Source organism: Candidatus Protochlamydia naegleriophila (genome assembly GCF_001499655.1).
Lineage (GTDB): Bacteria > Chlamydiota > Chlamydiia > Chlamydiales > Parachlamydiaceae > Protochlamydia > Protochlamydia naegleriophila.
Map to the genome: position 1 here is coordinate 1,333,092 of NZ_LN879502.1, position 17,841 is coordinate 1,350,932.

18 protein-coding genes are annotated in these 17,841 nt (G+C 42.5%); 11 read left to right on the top strand and 7 right to left on the bottom strand.

The window, feature by feature from the left end; translation table 11 throughout:
- Positions 1 to 212 precede the first annotated feature (212 nt).
- The 3 genes from PNK_RS05480 to PNK_RS05490 all read left to right on the top strand — a co-directional run bounded on the left by PNK_RS05480 (position 213) and on the right by PNK_RS05490 (position 3,815).
- A complete protein-coding gene (locus PNK_RS05480; RefSeq protein WP_059060793.1) occupies positions 213 to 1,628 on the top strand; it encodes an MBL fold metallo-hydrolase in 1,416 nt (471 codons plus the stop codon).
- A 91-nt stretch (positions 1,629 to 1,719) separates the two neighbouring features.
- Positions 1,720 to 2,391, top strand: coding sequence for a peroxiredoxin (locus PNK_RS05485; RefSeq protein WP_032125538.1), 672 nt, complete (start codon positions 1,720 to 1,722; stop codon positions 2,389 to 2,391).
- Between the two features lie 380 nt (positions 2,392 to 2,771).
- On the top strand, positions 2,772 to 3,815 hold the full coding sequence (locus PNK_RS05490; protein ID WP_059060795.1) for a hypothetical protein: 1,044 nt from the start codon (positions 2,772 to 2,774) through the stop codon (positions 3,813 to 3,815).
- 19 nt (positions 3,816 to 3,834) lie between these two features.
- Here the strand turns inward: PNK_RS05490 and PNK_RS05495 are convergent, their stop codons facing one another.
- The 3 genes from PNK_RS05495 to PNK_RS05505 all read right to left on the bottom strand — a co-directional run bounded on the left by PNK_RS05495 (position 3,835) and on the right by PNK_RS05505 (position 5,963).
- Positions 3,835 to 4,659, bottom strand: coding sequence for a metallophosphoesterase family protein (locus PNK_RS05495; RefSeq protein ID WP_059060796.1), 825 nt, complete (start codon positions 4,657 to 4,659; stop codon positions 3,835 to 3,837).
- A 61-nt stretch (positions 4,660 to 4,720) separates the two neighbouring features.
- Complete coding sequence (locus PNK_RS05500; RefSeq protein ID WP_051981958.1) at positions 4,721 to 5,161, bottom strand: NUDIX domain-containing protein; 441 nt, start codon at positions 5,159 to 5,161, stop codon at positions 4,721 to 4,723.
- Positions 5,162 to 5,426: 265 nt separating this feature from the next.
- Positions 5,427 to 5,963: an HdeD family acid-resistance protein gene (locus PNK_RS05505; RefSeq protein ID WP_051981959.1), complete on the bottom strand. Its 537-nt coding sequence runs from the start codon at positions 5,961 to 5,963 to the stop codon at positions 5,427 to 5,429.
- Positions 5,964 to 6,373: 410 nt separating this feature from the next.
- Here PNK_RS05505 and PNK_RS05510 point away from each other — a divergent pair, with 410 nt between their 5' ends.
- A complete protein-coding gene (locus tag PNK_RS05510; RefSeq protein ID WP_032125542.1) occupies positions 6,374 to 7,261 on the top strand; it encodes a class I SAM-dependent methyltransferase in 888 nt (295 codons plus the stop codon).
- 93 nt (positions 7,262 to 7,354) lie between these two features.
- On the opposite strand, the gene PNK_RS05515 is transcribed toward PNK_RS05510, so the two are convergent.
- Positions 7,355 to 8,071 (bottom strand): SDR family NAD(P)-dependent oxidoreductase, encoded by a 717-nt coding sequence (locus tag PNK_RS05515; protein WP_059060799.1) that lies wholly within the window; start codon positions 8,069 to 8,071, stop codon positions 7,355 to 7,357.
- Between the two features lie 95 nt (positions 8,072 to 8,166).
- Between PNK_RS05515 and PNK_RS05520 the strand changes: the two genes are divergently transcribed.
- The 3 genes from PNK_RS05520 to PNK_RS05530 are packed head-to-tail and all read left to right on the top strand — an operon-like array spanning position 8,167 to position 9,772.
- A complete protein-coding gene (locus PNK_RS05520) occupies positions 8,167 to 8,847 on the top strand; it encodes a 2-phosphosulfolactate phosphatase (protein ID WP_051981960.1) in 681 nt (226 codons plus the stop codon).
- 5 nt (positions 8,848 to 8,852) lie between these two features.
- On the top strand, positions 8,853 to 9,236 hold the full coding sequence (locus tag PNK_RS05525; protein WP_059060802.1) for an F-box protein: 384 nt from the start codon (positions 8,853 to 8,855) through the stop codon (positions 9,234 to 9,236).
- Positions 9,237 to 9,295: 59 nt separating this feature from the next.
- Complete coding sequence (locus PNK_RS05530; RefSeq protein ID WP_059060803.1) at positions 9,296 to 9,772, top strand: hypothetical protein; 477 nt, start codon at positions 9,296 to 9,298, stop codon at positions 9,770 to 9,772.
- Between the two features lie 64 nt (positions 9,773 to 9,836).
- Here PNK_RS05530 and PNK_RS05535 read toward each other — a convergent pair whose 3' ends face one another.
- The 3 genes from PNK_RS05535 to PNK_RS05545 form a co-directional block, all read right to left on the bottom strand.
- Positions 9,837 to 10,760 carry an ABC transporter substrate-binding protein gene (locus PNK_RS05535; protein ID WP_059060805.1) on the bottom strand — a complete coding sequence of 308 codons (924 nt, stop codon included), beginning with the start codon at positions 10,758 to 10,760 and terminating at the stop codon, positions 9,837 to 9,839.
- A gap of 9 nt (positions 10,761 to 10,769) precedes the next feature.
- Positions 10,770 to 11,609 (bottom strand): MC/SLC25 family protein, encoded by an 840-nt coding sequence (locus tag PNK_RS05540; protein ID WP_059060806.1) that lies wholly within the window; start codon positions 11,607 to 11,609, stop codon positions 10,770 to 10,772.
- Between the two features lie 443 nt (positions 11,610 to 12,052).
- A complete protein-coding gene (locus PNK_RS05545; protein ID WP_059060809.1) occupies positions 12,053 to 13,588 on the bottom strand; it encodes a serine hydrolase in 1,536 nt (511 codons plus the stop codon).
- Positions 13,589 to 13,748: 160 nt separating this feature from the next.
- On the opposite strand from PNK_RS05545, the gene PNK_RS05550 reads away from it, so the two are divergent.
- From PNK_RS05550 to PNK_RS05565, 4 genes are all read left to right on the top strand, one after another.
- Positions 13,749 to 14,762: an ROK family protein gene (locus tag PNK_RS05550; RefSeq protein ID WP_059060811.1), complete on the top strand. Its 1,014-nt coding sequence runs from the start codon at positions 13,749 to 13,751 to the stop codon at positions 14,760 to 14,762.
- Entirely contained in the window at positions 14,743 to 15,366 is a 624-nt protein-coding gene (locus PNK_RS05555) for an HAD-IA family hydrolase (protein ID WP_059060813.1), read from the top strand. Before PNK_RS05550 ends, PNK_RS05555 begins: the two co-directional genes overlap by 20 nt.
- 65 nt (positions 15,367 to 15,431) lie before the next feature.
- The gene (locus tag PNK_RS05560; protein WP_059060816.1) at positions 15,432 to 16,490 is read left to right on the top strand and encodes a class I fructose-bisphosphate aldolase; all 1,059 of its coding nucleotides are present in this window, start codon (positions 15,432 to 15,434) and stop codon (positions 16,488 to 16,490) included.
- Between the two features lie 118 nt (positions 16,491 to 16,608).
- Positions 16,609 to 17,631, top strand: coding sequence for a phosphatidylglycerol lysyltransferase domain-containing protein (locus PNK_RS05565; protein ID WP_059060818.1), 1,023 nt, complete (start codon positions 16,609 to 16,611; stop codon positions 17,629 to 17,631).
- Positions 17,632 to 17,841 lie beyond the last annotated feature (210 nt).

The following is a 17,841-nucleotide window of genomic DNA, read 5'->3' on the forward strand; positions in this document are numbered from 1 at the left end:
AAAAGATCTAAAGAAAACGATTCGAGGCAATCGCTGCCATTTTCTAATCAATTGCTTAACCGTATGACCTACACACTATCTGAAGTGAAATTTGAAGTGAATTGTATATGAAATCTTTTTTTGTGTTACAACTGGTGCATTAGATCACTCTTGAACTCCCTTGCGCCTTCGAAATGTTAGCAACACTTTAACCCATTAGAGCGACTCTCTTTATGCTTTTTCAAAAAATTTACACTCCAGGCCTTGCAATTAATACCTACTTAGTTGGAGATGAGGCATCTAAAGAATGTGTTGTAATCGATCCAACCCGGGTCATAGCTCCAATCATTATGGCAGCAGAAAGCGCGGGACTGACTATTATTGCTATTTTAGAGACGCATGTGCATGCCGACTTTGTCTCAGGATCTCTTGAGCTAAAGCAACAGCTGAAGGGGAGGCCCCGCATTTATGCATCGGGAATGGGAGGAGAAGAATGGACTCCATCTTATGCAGATCACGTTGTCAAAGATGGCGATAGTTTGAAAATCGGATCACTTCGGTTGGAAGCATTGCATACGCCGGGACATACTCCAGAGCATGTCATGTGGACTTGTTATGATGAAACGCGCAATGCCGATCTTGCTTGGTTTGTTTTTTCGGGGGATTGCTTATTTGTTGGCAGCGTGGGGCGTCCGGATTTATTAGGTGAGAAGGAATTTGATAATTTGTCATCAAGACTTTATCAGAGTCTTTTTGAAACATTGGCCACTTTGCCGGATTCAGCCGAAATTTTTCCGGCTCATGGCGCAGGGTCTCTATGTGGCAAGGCCTTGAGTGGGATTTCCTCTTCAACGATTGGATATGAAAGAAGCAGTAATCCCTATCTCATTCTAAGTCAAAAGGAAGAATGGAAAAAAGCGATTCGCCAAGATCTTCCAGCCGTTCCGCCCTATTTTAGCCGGGTGAAAAGGTTAAACGCGAAAGGTCCTCCCTTATTAGAGAGCTTGAAAGTAGAGTCCGTTAAGAATATCAAAGATTTGGATGCCGATGGCTTATTTTTACTGGATATTCGCCATCCAGAAGCCTTTGCACGCTTTCACATTGAAAAGTCGGTTAATATTCCCGTGACTTCTTCTTTTTGCCATTGGGCGGGTTGGATGATACCGGAAAATATTCCTTTGGCCATCATTACGGGCCGTGAAAATCATATGTCAGAGATCATTAATCAACTGCGTTTAATAGGATTTGATCAGCCTTTCTACACGCTCACTTTAAAAGAAGAAGATGAAGAGGTGTTGGATCGTCCGGCTTGTCTTAGCTATCTGACAGCCGAAGACGTGGCCCAAAGATTAAAAGAGAGCCACGAAAACGTCGTTATCTTAGATGTGCGCACAGATGCAGAATGGCGATCTGGGCACATTGCGGATGCTTATCATGTAGAGTTAAATGACTTGTACCAATTTATGCACCGCCTTCCAGAAGACCGCTTGATCGCAGTTGTGTGTCGCAGTGGGATGCGAGCTTCAACGGCCGCCTCGGTATTGAAAAAATATGGGTTTAATCACGTGGCTAACATCAAAGGAGGCATGCAAGCATGGATAGAGCAACAATTGCCCATTATTATTGCAGACAAGGACTCCGATCTCTGAGTTTTTTCTGAGAAGCTCCATGTTTAGTATTTAGATGTTTTTGCCCAGCAAACGATTCGTTTTTTGAATACCCTTTAAAAGAGGATTAAATATGACTAATCAAACTCAGCAGCTAAGCTTGCAAATCGGAGACGTAGCGCCAGATTTTGTTGCTCAAACAACCGATGGGCTTCTTTATTTTCATCAATGGTTGGGAAATTCTTGGTGCGTATTCTTTTCGCATCCCAAAGATTTCACTCCAGTTTGCACAACAGAACTGGGATTGGCCTCCCGTTTAAAATCTCAATTTGAAAAGCGCAAGGTCAAATTGATTGCTCTGAGCGTGGGAAGTGTTGTTGATCATAGCGAATGGACCAAAGATATCAATGAAACGCAGCACACAAGTGTGAACTTTCCCTTGATCGGCGACGAAAATGGGCAGATTGCCAATCTCTACGGAATGATTCACCCAAAAGCGAATGACACCTTTACGGTGAGAACTGTTTTTATTATCGATCCCTCTAAAAAAATTCGGCTGATGATGACCTATCCTGCCTCAACAGGCCGCAATTTTACTGAAATTTTGAGAGTGATTGACTCCATGCAGTTGACTGATAATCACAGCGTCGCAACGCCAGCCGATTGGAAATGGGGTGATGAGTGCGTCATTTTGCCTAGTGTGACAGATCAAAATACCTTAAAAAAACTGTTTCCAAATGGATATCGCCAGATAAAGCCCTATTTACGAATGACTCCTCAGCCGGGAGTTGGACAAGAATCATAAGTACAAGGCTCTTGCAGACCTAGTCGTTTGCAAGAGCCTAAAAACGACCTTATCACGCTTAATAAGTCAATCTGCATCGTCTTCTAAAAGCCAGCCTGGCTGGATTTTTATCATGATAAACGTATCAAGCGTAAGACATCCCACGCTCCTACTCTGCCTGAATTTCCCCGACTTCGCATTCATAAAGCCTTCTACTAGTAAAAAATGTTAATCAAAATAATAAATTTGGTTGTATCAACGGATTTATAGAATTTATGATCTATTTACAATAAATTAATTTTACAGTCGGTGGTTTTTGTTGTATAATTATGTTTTATAGTAAATTTGAAATTTAAATAAAATTTGGATTTTTAAAATAATAACTTAATTGGAGTGTACACGTGGCAATTGAAAGACTAGGTTTTGTTGATCACCTCATTTTGATGGCTGAAAATTCGCGATGTGAAGCAACTAAGCGTAGTGGATTAAGCTTCATTGAAGGGAAAGTGGCGAGTTTGATCGACCGTGTCTTGGCTGTCATTTCTTCTTCTTATCGTGAATATCGCCTTAATCTACTTAATTCGTTTACAACCGCGCAGCCTCAAAATGCACATATAATTAGTGAAGTGGCTCGTCCCATTTTGATTCCTGTCACTGATGAGTTAACTGAACAAACGCCAAAAGATGAGGTGCTTGTGCCGCTAACTAAATCAGAGGATAAAGAACAGGTTGATTCAAACGAAGAAGACTTGACTGGCGACTCTGATGTGTTAGATGATGGGGATTTGAGCAAATTATTTGGCTTTTTTGAAGAAGAGCTTCCTGTATCAGAGATTGAAAAGGAGAAGGGCGCAGTTGAAACGGAAGAGGTTGTTGTAACGGACTCGAAGCCAGTGCTTCCATTAGTGGAAAATGGAACTGAGGGCACTGCTAACCTCGATACTGAAGAGATGGAGAAGGCGCTTGATAAAGTTGAAGAGAAGAGTGTAGTAACAGCTACCCCAGTCGATGTGGATCACCCAATTCTTCCAGAGCCTGAGCCGACTCCTGTGATGACCACTGAACAAGCAGAAGACATGGGTAAGCTAAAGAGTTCTGAAACACGGGAAGAGGTCTTGACAGAAGAATCATTTTTTGCAATGGCGCAGCTTCTGTGGTTAAAAGAAGGCGAAGCCTTTGCCGATCTGCCAGATAATCTGAAGAAACAGTTTGGGACGCTTTTAGTGAATAGCCCCGGACTTTTAGCTGGCTTCCTTATGGGGTTTCAGGCGATCGATTATCAGGAAAAATACGGATGGTCGGTAGATATAATGGAAGATGCATTTGGCGACATGGATGCAGATCAGCTATTCAATAGTAGCGAAGAATACAGCGATGTTGAATCCTTGGAAGATGAAGCGAGTTCTCTGCCTCCCGATTCGACTAAAAATAAAAATCAGGCCTAGAAGAGTTCGCGTGAGCCATTTATTCAATGAAAAGCTTTCCGGCTTCGATGATAAGTGGCGATTGACCTTTTGGGTGGCCATATGAAGCCTGCCCAACCAGCACTTTTAAATTGGGCAAAGGTTGAAAAGTCGCTGCATGGTGAGTATGTCCGCATAGCACCAGCAGCGATTTTTTTTTATACTCGCCCATAAGGCGCAAGAGGGATTCCCCAAGCGTTTGATTCACGAAATGGGGGGCCCAGTCTGTGTCTGCTATATGATTCTCATATAAACAGGCTTCAATAAAAGGCGGCGCATGAGTGACCAATAAAACATTGTCATGCTGCTTAAATGCTTCGATCAGCTTCAATTCGACTTGGGATGCCGATACTTGAGCTAATCTGTGAATTTTTTTTTGGCGCTCTTGCTTGGTTAGGAATTTCAAGTCTCTGATTTCCCGGTAATCGCGCAGCTCGATTGTAGAGGCCTCATAATCGCCAGCTCTTCCGTCAGACCAGCCATCGTGTCCGGCTAAAGCCCACTCAACCGTCAAGGATAGATAGTTTGCCTCGGTTGTTAAGTAAAAGAGATTGGAGTGCATCTGGCAAAAAGAAGAGGCCTCTTGCCGAATGTCGTCTATGAGGCTTCCATAGAAGTCATGATTTCCCAAGACAAAATAAAGAGGGATTTGAAGCCTTTCTGATAGCCACAAGAGCTCTGTTTTATAATTTCCGGATTCTGCAATGTCGCCTGCGATGAGAAGCAGATCAAGTTGCTGGGCGAGCAATTGTTCAATAAAATGTTCGCGTTGACTGGACTTGGCATAATCAAGATGCAGATCGGTCACCCACCCAATTTTACACATGTCAGATCCTGGTTTGCTTAGGGCGTGTCAAACTCATAATGCAACTTGACGACACGGCCGATTAATTACGAAAGACATTTTTAATTTGAAGTTGCTTTTGAAGATCTTTTATCACGATTTCAGCAAAAGGAGTCAATTGTTCAGGTTTCAATTGTTGAAAATCATACCAATCATGCTGTTCGTAAGGTGTTGAAGGAATAGCATCTAGACCAGAGATAAAATAAAGCTGGCCAAGGTGGTGGAAATGGTATGGAGAGGGTAAGTCCAATACTTCTAATACATGCGAGACATTATTGACTAAATGCATCGTTTGAAAGGCCCTTCCTGTCTCCTCTAAGAATTCGCGTCTTAGCGTCTCTTCGGAAGATTCTCCAAATTCAATTCCGCCTCCCGGAAGATCCAGCTTATTTCTGTAACACCCATTCGGACCTTTAGAGACGAGTAAAATCTTGTTGCCTTCGAGAGCGATGCCATAAACGCCAAGACGAGTGACTTGTTTCATGAGAAAACTCCTTTTTCATTTCCATTGGTCAGTAAGATTAACATAATTTAAATAATTGAGCACGAAGTTATTAGCTTAGGATGGGCTATAAAGAAGGAATAGAAGAATCAAAAAAATGCATGGTTACCGTGCCAATAAGTCTAAATGGAGCAAGGTATAAGCTGCCGGAATTGTTTGGATGATGCAGAGGCTGAGGATTTTATTGGCCAAGCAAAGAAATAAATAAACCAGGCTGATTATACAGATCAGCCTAGGTACTAACCTCTTAGGTTTTATCGATCTTGGGGATTCCCAAAGCCAGAAAAGCTAATGAGAGTCCAAAAAAGAGCAGATTGATTCCTACGAGTAATCCAAGCACCCAAAAGGCTGTTCCTGGCCATCCAGCCCAAATAATAGCTGCCATGATAAGCGAAAGGACCCCATTTAATATAAACCATCCCCAACGCCTAAGTGGGCGCAGCTGAAAACCCATAATAATTTTGGCAATCCCTTCAAAGAGAAAGAAGAACATCATTAAAAGGGTGAGAGAAATGACTCCAGCCACGGGATATATTAATAATAAAACACCAAATATGATGTAGAGGAGGCTGACGATAAGCGATCCCCAAAAACCCGATTCATTGCGCGCTTTAAAGGTTCGGTAAGTTTGAATCAGTCCTCCAAAAAGAATAAACCATCCAATAAATAACTCTGCACTTAATGTAGAGATGCCTGGAATGGCGATGGCTATGAAACCAAGAATGGCAAAAAGAATTCCTTCAATCAATAAGAGATTACGATTGTTTTGGATGAAATCACTCACTACTATTCTCCTGTGTGTTTACAGTGGAAATTAGCCGAATAAGCGTTCTTTAAACGGCATAAGGGACGTCTTTTTTTACATAATTCGTTTTTTTTATCATTTTAATTCAATAAATTATTTTTTTTAAAACATAGCTTTGCGAATATGTTGTAGTTAGAGGTTTAGTTGCTTATAGTTTGATTTAATAAATTTTTTTATTCAGATTAAATAATGGTTTTGATAAGTCCTTGCCTTTTCAATAGTTCTTGCCTATGATGATCGCCCAAGAAAGAAAAGCTAAAGAGAAATGAGATGTTTTGGATGGGTCTTACGTGTGTTTAAGGCATTCGAAATAGGTATAAATTGTTTTTGAATACAGAGATGTATAAGCCTTTCTAAAGGTTAACAAACATGAAACGATAAGGAATTAAATGTTAAGAAAAGTAGTTAAAAATTTAGTTTTTGTTCTAGCTGCTCATGCTGCCTTATTTGGTGAAGTAGTAGATCAAATTAATCATTGGGATGGGGATCTTTACGAGCAAAATTGTTCTTTACAATATAAGTGGGCGATAGCTTCTTTAAAAAGGTTTGAATTCCGAGGGGATAAAAGCATTTTAGATGTGGGATGTGGAGATGGGCGCATTACAGCAGCCATTGCAAAATTTCTTCCCAATGCTCGCGTCGTTGGTGTGGATTTTTCTGATTCCATGATTGCTAAAGCTAATGCCAATAAGGATAAAGATGGTCCGGATAATTTATCCTATGAAACAAAAAATGCCATGGATCTAAACTATGAGTCAGAATTTGATCTAGTTCTCTCTTTTTCTTGTTTGCATTGGGTTCCGGATCATTTAGCTACTCTAAAAGGAATAGAAAAATCTCTTATGCCAGGAGGCAGAGCCTTTCTCTACTTTGCTTTGGATCATGGCCGGACCCGATTCGATCGTTCAATGCGCTGCGCGATTAGTTCGCCTCAGTGGAGTGAGTATTTTCATGATTTTCCAAGTCCCTTTACAATTGCAAGGCCGCACAAGTTTCTTAAGGACGTTGAAGATGCCAATATGCTCTTAAAAAAGATGGAAATGATCACCTATGATGAAGTGTATGAAAGTCGAGAAGCATTTATGAAGTGGATGAGAGGGTGGCTTCCTCATTTAGAAAGGCTTCCTTCCGATAAGCATCAGGCATTTCTAGAGGATGTCGTTGATTTTTATTTAGAAAAATGCCCTGTAGATGCTAATGGATGCATTCACTACATTGACTATTTTATCGAGGTTGAGGTTCTTAAAGGACCGACTAACTATCTCAATGCATCGTAGCCGATTTTGAACCTCATGCACTTTTTATCAAAAAGTTAGCATGAGAGCTTTTTTAAGCCTGCAATTTGCAGGCAAACAAACTTTAAAGCTTAATTAAGTTTTAAAGTAGAGCCAGTCAGGCATGAGCTTCAAGAGCCAGCCAATGAGTCTCCAGCGTTTTGTTATGTAAGCGTGCTTCTTTTTAGTGTGAATGGCTGTATAAATTTGCTCTGCCGCTCTTTGAGGGGAAGCAATCCAGAATTTTCCCTCTCCTTTGGCCATGTCTGTATCGACAAAGCCAGGCTTTATATCCGTGACAACAATCTGAAGATTATCTCTATAAGCTTTTTTTCGCAGGCCTTCCAAGTAATTGGACATAAAGGCTTTTGACGCATTATAGGACGGCGCTAGATGATTACCTTTTAGGGCGCCGATAGATGAAATGCCAACCAGATGTCCATAGCCTTGCCGGGCAAATGTTTTGTAAGCCTGTCCAGCAAGGGCACAAAAGCCGCTGATATTTACATCGATCGTTTGCTGCTCTTTTTTCCAGTCGAGCTCGGGATTAAGAAAGCCTATACCTGCATTGATGATCATGAGATCGAGATCGCCCATTGTGTGTAACATGTTCTGCATTCTACCGATTGCTTCTAACGGCTTGCCGATATCGATATACTCAGCGTGCGTTTTGCTTGGAATTTCTGCTTGTAGGGTCTGTAGCAATTCCATGCGTCTTGCCATTAATCCCACTTCATAGCCGTGCCTTGCAAGCGTAATAGCCAATTGCTTGCCGATGCCTGAAGAGGCTCCAATAATGAGTGCTTTTTTCATGATGATTCCCAAATGATTTGCTAAATTTATGAGAAAATGGTTCGATGGATTACTTAAGCGATCATTTTTAAAGAATAATTGGAAGTGGTTAAAAAATGAAGTGTCAAATCTATCGTAGAAGTGAATGTCATCAAGCTAAAGGGCTATGTATCATCATTGATGTGTTGCGTGCTTTTACAACTGCAGCATTTGCCTTTGCTGCCGGTGCTAAAGAAATTATCTTTGTTTCGACTCAAGAAGAAGCTTTTCAAAAGTATGAAAATGACCCTACTTTGATGTTAATGGGCGAAACATTTGGCAGGCCTATCTCTGGGTTTCATTTTGGAAATTCGCCTGCAGAATTTGAAGATCTTTCTCTTAAAGGGCATAGGCTGGTACAGCGCACTTCTGCTGGTACTCAAGGAGTCGTTGGGTGTCGTCATGCAGAACACTTGCTTGTTGCAAGCTTTGTGGTTGCTGATGCGACGCTAGAACAGATTAAACAGCTCTCTCCGAGTCATGTTTCATTTATCGTAACGGGCATGGAAGATGGAGATGAGGATTTGGCTTTAGCAGACTATTTGATCGCACGACTTCAGGGCCAAGAGGTTAGTTCCAGCTCTTTTCTTGAGAGGGTTAAAGGTTCTCCAGAAGGAAAAGCCTTTGCAGATCCAGCCCTTCCAGGGTTTGCAGCAAGAGATCTTGAACTTGCCATTCAAATTGATCGTTTTCCTTTTGCTATGGAAGTCATAGAAATAGATGGTAATCTCATTGGCAGACCCGTTTATATGAGCTAATCAAAATGCAATCTGTCAGTTTTTTTACTAACCATGTCCATTTGCATGGTTCTGAAAGCAGCCGCATTGGCCAAGGCATTGATGTGCCTTTAGAAGTCCAGATTCAAATAGTTGAATGTTTGGCAACGACCGACTTGAATAACCTTTCGATGGTTTGTAAACAATTCTACAAGGCGATCAATTCCGAGCCGCTTGCTGGAGAGCGTAGACTTCGCATTCCTTTCATTGCCGAGAAAAGAAGACTTCATCAATTAATGGCTAGCCGATCAAAGAAGCTAGCTAAGTATGGGGATTTAGACTTTAAATTGCTCGTTTGGAGCATCCAACTGGAAATAAAAAAAAACAGATTCAAGAATCATTTGCCTATCGCTTCAAAAACGCATTTCTAGCCCGTTTTACTTATTTCGAGCCCTGCTCAGACCTCTCCACAAATAAAGTGGCTCGTGAAATGGATGAAGCTAATCGAATGAAAGAGATTATCCAAGCTAAAATAAACGACCTCATCTCCGCCCCCATTCCAACTCCTCCAGCTTTCTCTGCCTATAAAAAATGGAAATGGGAATGGATTCAAGCATGTGAGGCTTTTATTGCGGATCAGCTTATTTACGATTTATTTGGGGGAAAAGCTCGCTGGAAAGAATTTCCTCTACTACAAGGCCAACATATTGAGCATGCAGAATTGCAGGGTCGCGTCTTAGCCCCAGTCATGAAAATAGAAGAGAGCGAGAGGCTGCTTGGCTTTACAATAAAAACAGAGAGCCATTTATGGCTCATTCAGCGCAATGTACAGAAAGGCTTTTGGCTTTGCATTGATAATAGCGGCAGTAGAAGCTTGATTGAGTCTGGAAAAACCGTGAACGAGCCGTTATATCGCTATGTAAAGCAAGCGATTGCAACCCAACTCGCACCTCTAAATCACGCATGATGGGTGTCGAACTTGGCATGCGTGATTTAGGACAATTGGATTTCAATGTTGCAAGACTGCTTTTTCAAGGCAAGAATTCGATTAGAGGCCCAAGCAACTCTTCCTCCCCAACAATACCTTCGCCTTTCATCCATACTTGAAAAGTGGACCATTGTAAGCGATTGACTTGTTGATTCGGAGAAAAAAGGGGGAAAGTCAGCTCCCATGAGGCTCTTTCCCAAGTCTCGACAGGCGATAGCAGGCGCTGGTAAATGGTAAAGGCCAGATCTGGATTGCTCTGGCAAAAGTTAATACTTTTTTGCAAAGCCTCTTGAAAGCGGCTTGCCCATTCAGGTTGCTTGGCGATCCACTCTGTTTGGCAGACGATGATGAGTTCATCATACGGAAGATTTCCACAATCAGCTAACCTAATAAAGCGGGTTGGAAATCCTTCTTGCTTAAATTGCAAAGGTTCGATGTTCCAAAAGGCTCCAATCGCAGCATCAATGACGTCATGCTCCAGCTCTTCTTGAATAGAGCCGCGCAAAGGGCTTATTTCTTTTAGCTGTATCCCCTGTTTTTTAAGCAGGTGGACGAGATAGCGAGCAGTCAAAGCGGCAGGCGATCCTCCTAAACGCTTATTGTTTAGATCGTTAATCGAATAAATGTGGGCATCTCTTTTAAAGATCACAGCTCTTAAAGGTTTGTTTACTAAAATGCCGACAACTTTGAGGTCCATCTGAGAAGCGGCTCGAATTGTGTTAGGCATGTAGGAGATGACAAGATCCGCTTGCTGATTGTGCAAGGCATTGAGGGTATTGGCTTTATCTACATTTTCAATAAGAGTTAAGGGGGTATTGGCTGATTGAAAGAAACCGAGCTCTTGTCCGACATATAAGGGGATATGGAGTGGGTTATGTGCCCAATCCAATAAAAGAGTGGCGGGCTTTTGCTCGCAGTGGAGAAACATTTTGAAGGTGGCTAAAAGAAACAGTAGAAAAATACGCATGGGGTGCTCCTAGACTTTTGTTTTTTTCCATTCGTTAAGTGTATGGCTAATAGAGCTAATTATTGTTTGGGTTGCAGCTCCTGCAATAGCAAAGCGAGGAAGGCTTGCCTTAGCAAAGCCATTGAAGTAGCCCCTGCAGCCAGATTCGCTATAAATATTGGAAGCGATGTGGAAAAGAGTGGCAGGTGTGGTGCAGCATTTTTGCTTTTTAGCCATAAGGTCCAATGGATAGGTAAAAAAGGCGGAGCCAAGGCCAGCTATGGAACCTGCAGTGGCATTAGCTGGTACAGGAGTCCCTTCCAGTTTTTTTGCGAGTCGATCCGCTGTAAAAAAGAAGAAAGGGTAATAAAAGGTGTATTTGAGGGCTGTTGTAGATGAGCCGGATAAAAGAGTCTTGATTTTACGTCCTTTTGGAATGTCTCGATAAATTTCAACGGCATTTTTGTTATCTTGTGTATAGAGCCTAGCCTTCATGATCTGAAAAGGGGAAAGAAGATAGCTGAGTGTTAAGGCTGAGAAGGCATCTGCAGTGATTTTCGCGTGGGATTGATCGGTTATGACGCGTTCGGTTAATTGTCTGTAGCAGGGGATCAAACCAAAAAGAAAGATGTTTTTAGAAACACTATTGGTAACTGCTACCGGAAGCCCTTTAAAAGGATTTTGAAATAAGGCTTTGAAAAAAGGCTCTTTCACAGCCGAGACTTGCAAGCGCGTGTTGATTTTTTCTAGGGGATTGATGAGGATTGGAACGATCGTTCCAACAGCTAAGCCTTGGGCAACGCCTTCGATCTGTTTTTGTTGATATTCATGAAGGTCTGCAAAGCGGCTTTGCAAAATAGGAAATGACATAGCAACCTAATTATTAAAAGGAAGTGGATGAATAAAAGAAAGTAATATGTATAGGATGGGGCAGCAGGCATGAGAAACCCCATGACTTGCTTGCAGCATCCCCAAAAGGGGGGAAAGATTTGATGACATCCCTACGCTGGTATAACCCAGATCAGGTCATGCGAGTATCATTTCAGCAAAAGTTTTACTCAAATCATTTGAATTCCTTGAGCTAACAGATGCACCCCGTGCCATGGTGCAGTATCTTAATGCAATGAAATCAATAAAGTCAATTCGCAGGAGAATAAACAGGTAACTTCACGTTTGCCATTGGCAACAGGTGAAAATCGCAAGGGGAGCTCAGCGATTGATCAACCATTGCCTTCACCAAAAAGCTATCTGCTGCGCATCTAAAGCGATTGAACACGGATTAAAGATGCACGGGTTAAGGTGCATTAAGGGGATTAGAGCCGCTTGAATAAGTTGTTGCCCTCATCTAATGAAGGAATGGTAAATTGGGCGGCTTGCCCTTCAGTATCAATGGTAAAGGTAATAAACATTTTACCATCCTCTTCTAGCGCAGGCCACAGCAATTCAAAGCTGTCGCGGTTCCAGTGTTCGAGTAAGAATTCTGTATGATTGGCTCCCATGGTTAAATGCAGCTTTTGCTGGTGAATGTCAACTTCGACTTTTCCAAAAACGGGATTGGAATAGATGCCTGTGTACTTATCTAGTGCAAGAGGTGGCTCTGGATTCACAGGCTGCTTCAGCTTCTCTTTTTCTTTTCGTTCAGCAAGCATCTGCTTTTCTAAAAGCTCTTTGCTCCAATCTCTTGATGGATGCCGATAGTAAAGATCGAAAAACTGCAAGGCGAGTGCATGACCGAGCTTGATGTTGCTTGCATTGGTTAAAATGACGATTCCTAGGTTTTCTTCTGGAATAAATGCCATCATGCTGCTAAATCCTGCCGTGCCTCCATCATGCCAGACGATCGAATAGGGGGAATAGTCGCGAATGCATAAGCCCAATCCATAATAATTATCGCTATCTAAAAACTGTTCGGTAAGAATGTAGCGCTTGTGTAGCCGCTGCAGATTATTTTTGGTGACGAGGGGAGCCTCTTTAAATGTGCCCTTATTGAGCTGCAATTTAAGCCATTGTGTCATGTCAACAATGGTTGAGTTGATTCCTCCTGCAGGTCCAAAAGTTGTATAAACGCTGCGATAAGGATAATCGGCAGGGAGTTTTTTTATTTGCCCTCCAATGCGTTTGTGCAGCTGATTAATGTCTTTGTAAGCTTTGTAGTCCTTTAAAGAGGTATTGCTATCTTTCATGCCAAGAGGCATAAACAGCCGCTCTTTTACAAGCTCTTCCCATGACAAGCCTGAAACCAGCTTCAAAATTTCTCCTGCTACCACGAAAAAAGAATTTTGGTATGCATATTGCGAGCGAAAGCTTGAGACTGGCTTGATGAAGCGCAAATGATTGATGAGGGTTTGCCTTGTAGCGCCAAAGTAGACTTGTCCATCCCCAGCGTGGGGAGCTAAGCCGCTGCGTTGCGCTAATAGATCTTGTATTTGGAAGGCTTTTGTTACCCAAGGATCGTATAGGATAAAATCAGGCAGATAATCGATGACGGCCCCATCCCAATTGAGCCTGCCTTCATCTATCATCATAGCCACGAGAGTAGCTGTAAAAGACTTTGAGATTGAGCCAATTTCAAAAAGAGTAGCCGGCGTCACCTCTTCTGTTCCATCAAGTTCTTTAACACCAAATCCTTTAGCAAAGACTGTTTGATTGTCTTTGACAATACCAATGGCCATTCCAGGAACTTGCCAGGCAAGTCTTGCCCCCTCAGCGTAGGACTCAAAATTTGTTAGAAAAGAGGGCGATAAGCGGGAATCGGCCTCTTTTGCCGCTTTTTGAGAATAGCCTTTTGCAGGGGCCAATAAGAGAGAACATCCCAGTATGAAACTTAGAAAGAGCGGCTTTTTTAGCATGACTAACCTCTGATCGAATTCGATTAGGACGATGAGAGACAGGCCTATTTTTTCTCAACTCAAAAATGAAACGATAAGGAACGATCTACAATTGATTTGTTGCTCGCTAAAAACAGGCAGATTTTATATATCTTTTTTTATAACAATACGAGAAAGGGCTATGTTAAAAGAGACAGACTGTGCGATTGGCGTCGATCTTGGCGGAACGAAAATCGAAATGGGTGTAGTCACATCTTCTGGTACGGTCATTGATAGCATTCGCGTTGAAACAGATTCTAAGAATGGTCCTCGGGCAATTGAAGAACAATTGTTGAGAGGGATTGCAGAGCTGAATGCGAGATCTTCTATGTTGATAAAAGGCGTGGGAATTGGAGTGGCGGGGCAAATTGATGACCAGACAGGAGTTGTTCAGTTTGCACCCAATCTGCCGGGCTGGAGAGATATTCCTTTGCGCGACAATTTGCAGAAGATAACCGGATTGCCGATTCAACTCATTAATGATGTACGCGCCATTACGTGGGGTGAGTGGCTTTTCGGGGCTGGTAAGGGATATCAAGATTTGATTTGTTTATTCGTTGGAACAGGCATTGGCAGCGGAATCGTATCCGGCGGTAAATTGCTAACTGGCTGCAGCAATACTTGTGGAGAAGTGGGGCACATGAGCATCGATTTTCGAGGCCCTCTTTGTACGTGTGGAAGCCGCGGTTGTTTAGAAGCTATTGCTGGTGGATGGGGTATTGCAAAACAGGCTCAAGATGCCATTGTTTTATACAAAGAAGCTGGGCATTACATGCTTCAACAAGCAAACGGAAAGATCGAGAATGTGAATGCCAAAATCGTTGTTGAGGCCTATCGTTATGGCGATTCTTTGGCACTCCTGATTTTGGAAAAAGTCAAGCAAGCACTGATTGCTGGCTGCGTCAATTTAATCCATGCAATCAATCCTTGCTGCCTCATTTTAGGCGGCGGGATTATTGATGGTATCCCGGAGTTTATTCCTCTGATAGAGAAAGGTGTTCGTGAATTGGCATTAAAAGCATCCACGCAAAAGCTTCAAATTATCCCGGCCAAGCTTGGAAAAGAAGTGGGTGTGATTGGTGCGGCAGCAGTTGTATTGGCGATGCTAAGAAAAATTGATAATGGCAAGGAGCTTCATGAAGATTCACCCTTTTAAGTCTCTATTTTTAGATGTCGGAGGGGTTCTACTAACGAACGGCTGGGATCGACATATGCGTGAAGAGGCTTCTAAGCTGTTCGATTTAGATTATGAGGAAATGAATAAACGGCACGGCCTGCTTTTTGATGCGTTTGAAATTGGCAAGCTCTCCTTAGATGACTACATCAAGTGGATGGTATTTTACGAGCCCCGCTCTTTTTCCATCGAAGAATTCAAGCAATTCATGTTTGAGCAATCCAAGCCCTATGATCTGATGTTAGAGCTGGTAAGGCAAGTGAAACGGGAAAAGGAAATGCAAGTGGTGGTTGTCAGCAATGAGGGGCGCGAGCTCATGCACAACCGGATTGAAAAATTCAAAATGAAAGAGTTTGTCGATATATTTGTGGTTTCATCCTTTGTTGGCTTGCGCAAGCCTGACAAAGAGATTTACTACTTAGCTTTCGACTTGGCTCAGGTCAAACCGGAGCAGGTCATTTATATTGATGACCGTCCTTTACTCGCAGAATTTGGTCAACATTTGGGAATGAAAGCCATTGAGCATCGCAGCTATGAACAGACTAAAGCCTTGTTAGAGTCGTTATTAACCTTAAGGCAGATTTAGCTTTACAGCAGCCAGAAAATAATTTTTCAGCTATTTTGTACACGTTTAGTGAAAAGGATGATTTTATGACGAACAGTTCTATTGTAAATTTATTGGGAAATGAGGCGCGCTCTTTACTCGACCACGAATGCAAAACGATTTCAAAAGATAAGCTATATCTTCCAGGGCCCGATTTTATCGACCGCGTCGTGAGTCAGTCAGACCGGAATCCAAAAGTCTTGCGCAATTTGGCGCAAATTTTTAATCATGGACGCTTGAGTGGAACAGGATATCTCTCGATTCTTCCAGTCGATCAAGGGATAGAACACTCTGCAGGGGCAAGTTTTGCCATTAACCCAGACTATTTTGATCCTGAAAATATCGTCAAGTTAGCCATCGAAGGGGGATGCAATGCCGTTGCCTCTACTTTAGGCGTTTTAGGGGCAGTCGCTCGCCGCTACGCGCATAAAATTCCCTTTATTGTGAAACTGAACCACAATGAGCTATTAAGCTATCCTAATAGCTATGATCAGATCTATTTTGGGCAAGTAGAGCAGGCTTGGGAGATGGGTGCCACGGCTATTGGGGCGACAATCTATTTTGGCTCTGAAGAATCCCACAGACAAATTCAGGAAACAAGCAAAGCTTTTCAAAGAGCTCATGAGCTAGGAATGGCAACGGTGCTTTGGTGCTATTTGCGCAACTCTGCTTTCAAGCAGCAGGATAAAGACTATTCGACGAGTGCTGATTTGACCGGGCAAGCGAATCACCTTGGAGTAACAATTGAAGCCGATATCATCAAACAAAAGCAGCCAACCAATAATGGCGGCTTCAAGGCCCTTGCTAACTATGGTAAAACGAGTGAACTTGTTTATCAAAAACTTACCACCGATCATCCCATCGACTTAACTCGATACCAAGTCGTCAATTGCTACATGGGGCGGTCTGGATTGATTAATTCAGGCGGTGAAGCAGGAAAAAATGATATGGCCGATGCAATCAAAACCGCCATTATCAATAAGCGCGCCGGCGGAACGGGGCTGATTTCTGGAAGAAAAGCCTTTCAGCGTCCTATGAAAGAAGGAATTCAGCTATTGCAGCTCATTCAAGATGTGTATTTAGACGACTCGATTACGGTTGCTTAGAGTGGAGGGCCGCATGTTTGAATGATCTAGCTTCATTTTGCTAAGGGATCATTCAGCTATTATCGTACATGTATCCCTGTAAAACAGCATTGGTTTAGGTTGATGAAAGGAATTGGAAATGGCAAGTTTGCAAGAGAGTTCGGAAGAGGCAACAGTGGATCGCAGTCGCATTATTGAATGGGTACGCCGCTTTGGAGGTTCTTGCTCAGATGCTATTTTAGATCCTTTATGCAGCATTTTTACAGTGCCAGGCCTTGATGGTTTGATTGGCTATCGCGTTGAGTCTTCTTGCGCCATTGTTTACGGCGATCCGTTATGCGACTGGGAGGATGTCCCTCGCCTAGTAGAAGCCTTTGCTGTGTTTTGCCGTGAGCGAGGTATAAGAAATATCATTTACGTCATTGCGACAGAACAATTTGCTAACTGGGCGATGCAAAATAGTTGTGCGGCTTCTGTAGAGTTCGGTCAAGAGCTCGTTTTGGATCCGCATGATGACCCCAAAGCCAAAACTGGCGTGCATGCCAGCCTCGTGCGCCGCAAAGTGCGCCATGCGCAAAAAGAACATGTCGTTGTTGAAGAGTATATACCCGAGAATCCAGGTCTTGAAAGGCAATTGGAGGAGATTGGAGAAGCGTGGCTGCAAGGCAGGAAAGGGCTTCAGATTCACATTTCGCACGTCCATTTATTCGATTATCGCGCTGGCAAGCGCTGGTTTTACGCCAAGCAGGGCGATCGATTAATTGGAGTCATCGTACTCAATCACCTTCAAAGCAAGCAGGGGTGGCTAATCAATCACTTGATGCCTATTCCTGGTGCTGCTCATGGCACGCCGGAGATCCTCTTGTCGACTGTTCTGGAGACTTTAGCAAAGGAAGGATGTCATTATGTCACCTTTGGAGCCGTTCCGACGAGTCAATTGGGCGAAATGGTAGGGTTAGGCACTCTGTCTCAACAAGTGGCTCGTTTTTCATTCAGATTGATTAATAGTTTTTTTCACTTGGATGGGAAGATGAAGTTTTGGGAAAAGTTCGATCCCAAAAGCAATCCCTCCTATCTGCTATTCACTCAGACTCATATTGGGCTGCGCGATATTTGGGCGCTCATGCGCGCCTTAAATGTCATTTCTTCTAAGAATCACTGATCAATTCCATTCTAAATCCCCAATCGATTTTTTTATTGTTTCTGTATATATAATTTTGTTTTTTTATTACTTGATTTATGAGCTGCAATTAGAGGGAATAAAGGCGTATTGTTTTGTTTTAAAGTCTTTTAGTTTTTGATTTAATGAGAGTTAAAACTTGACCGTGGATTGATTTTTAGGCATAGTATCTTTATTTTCAGTATCTTGAGA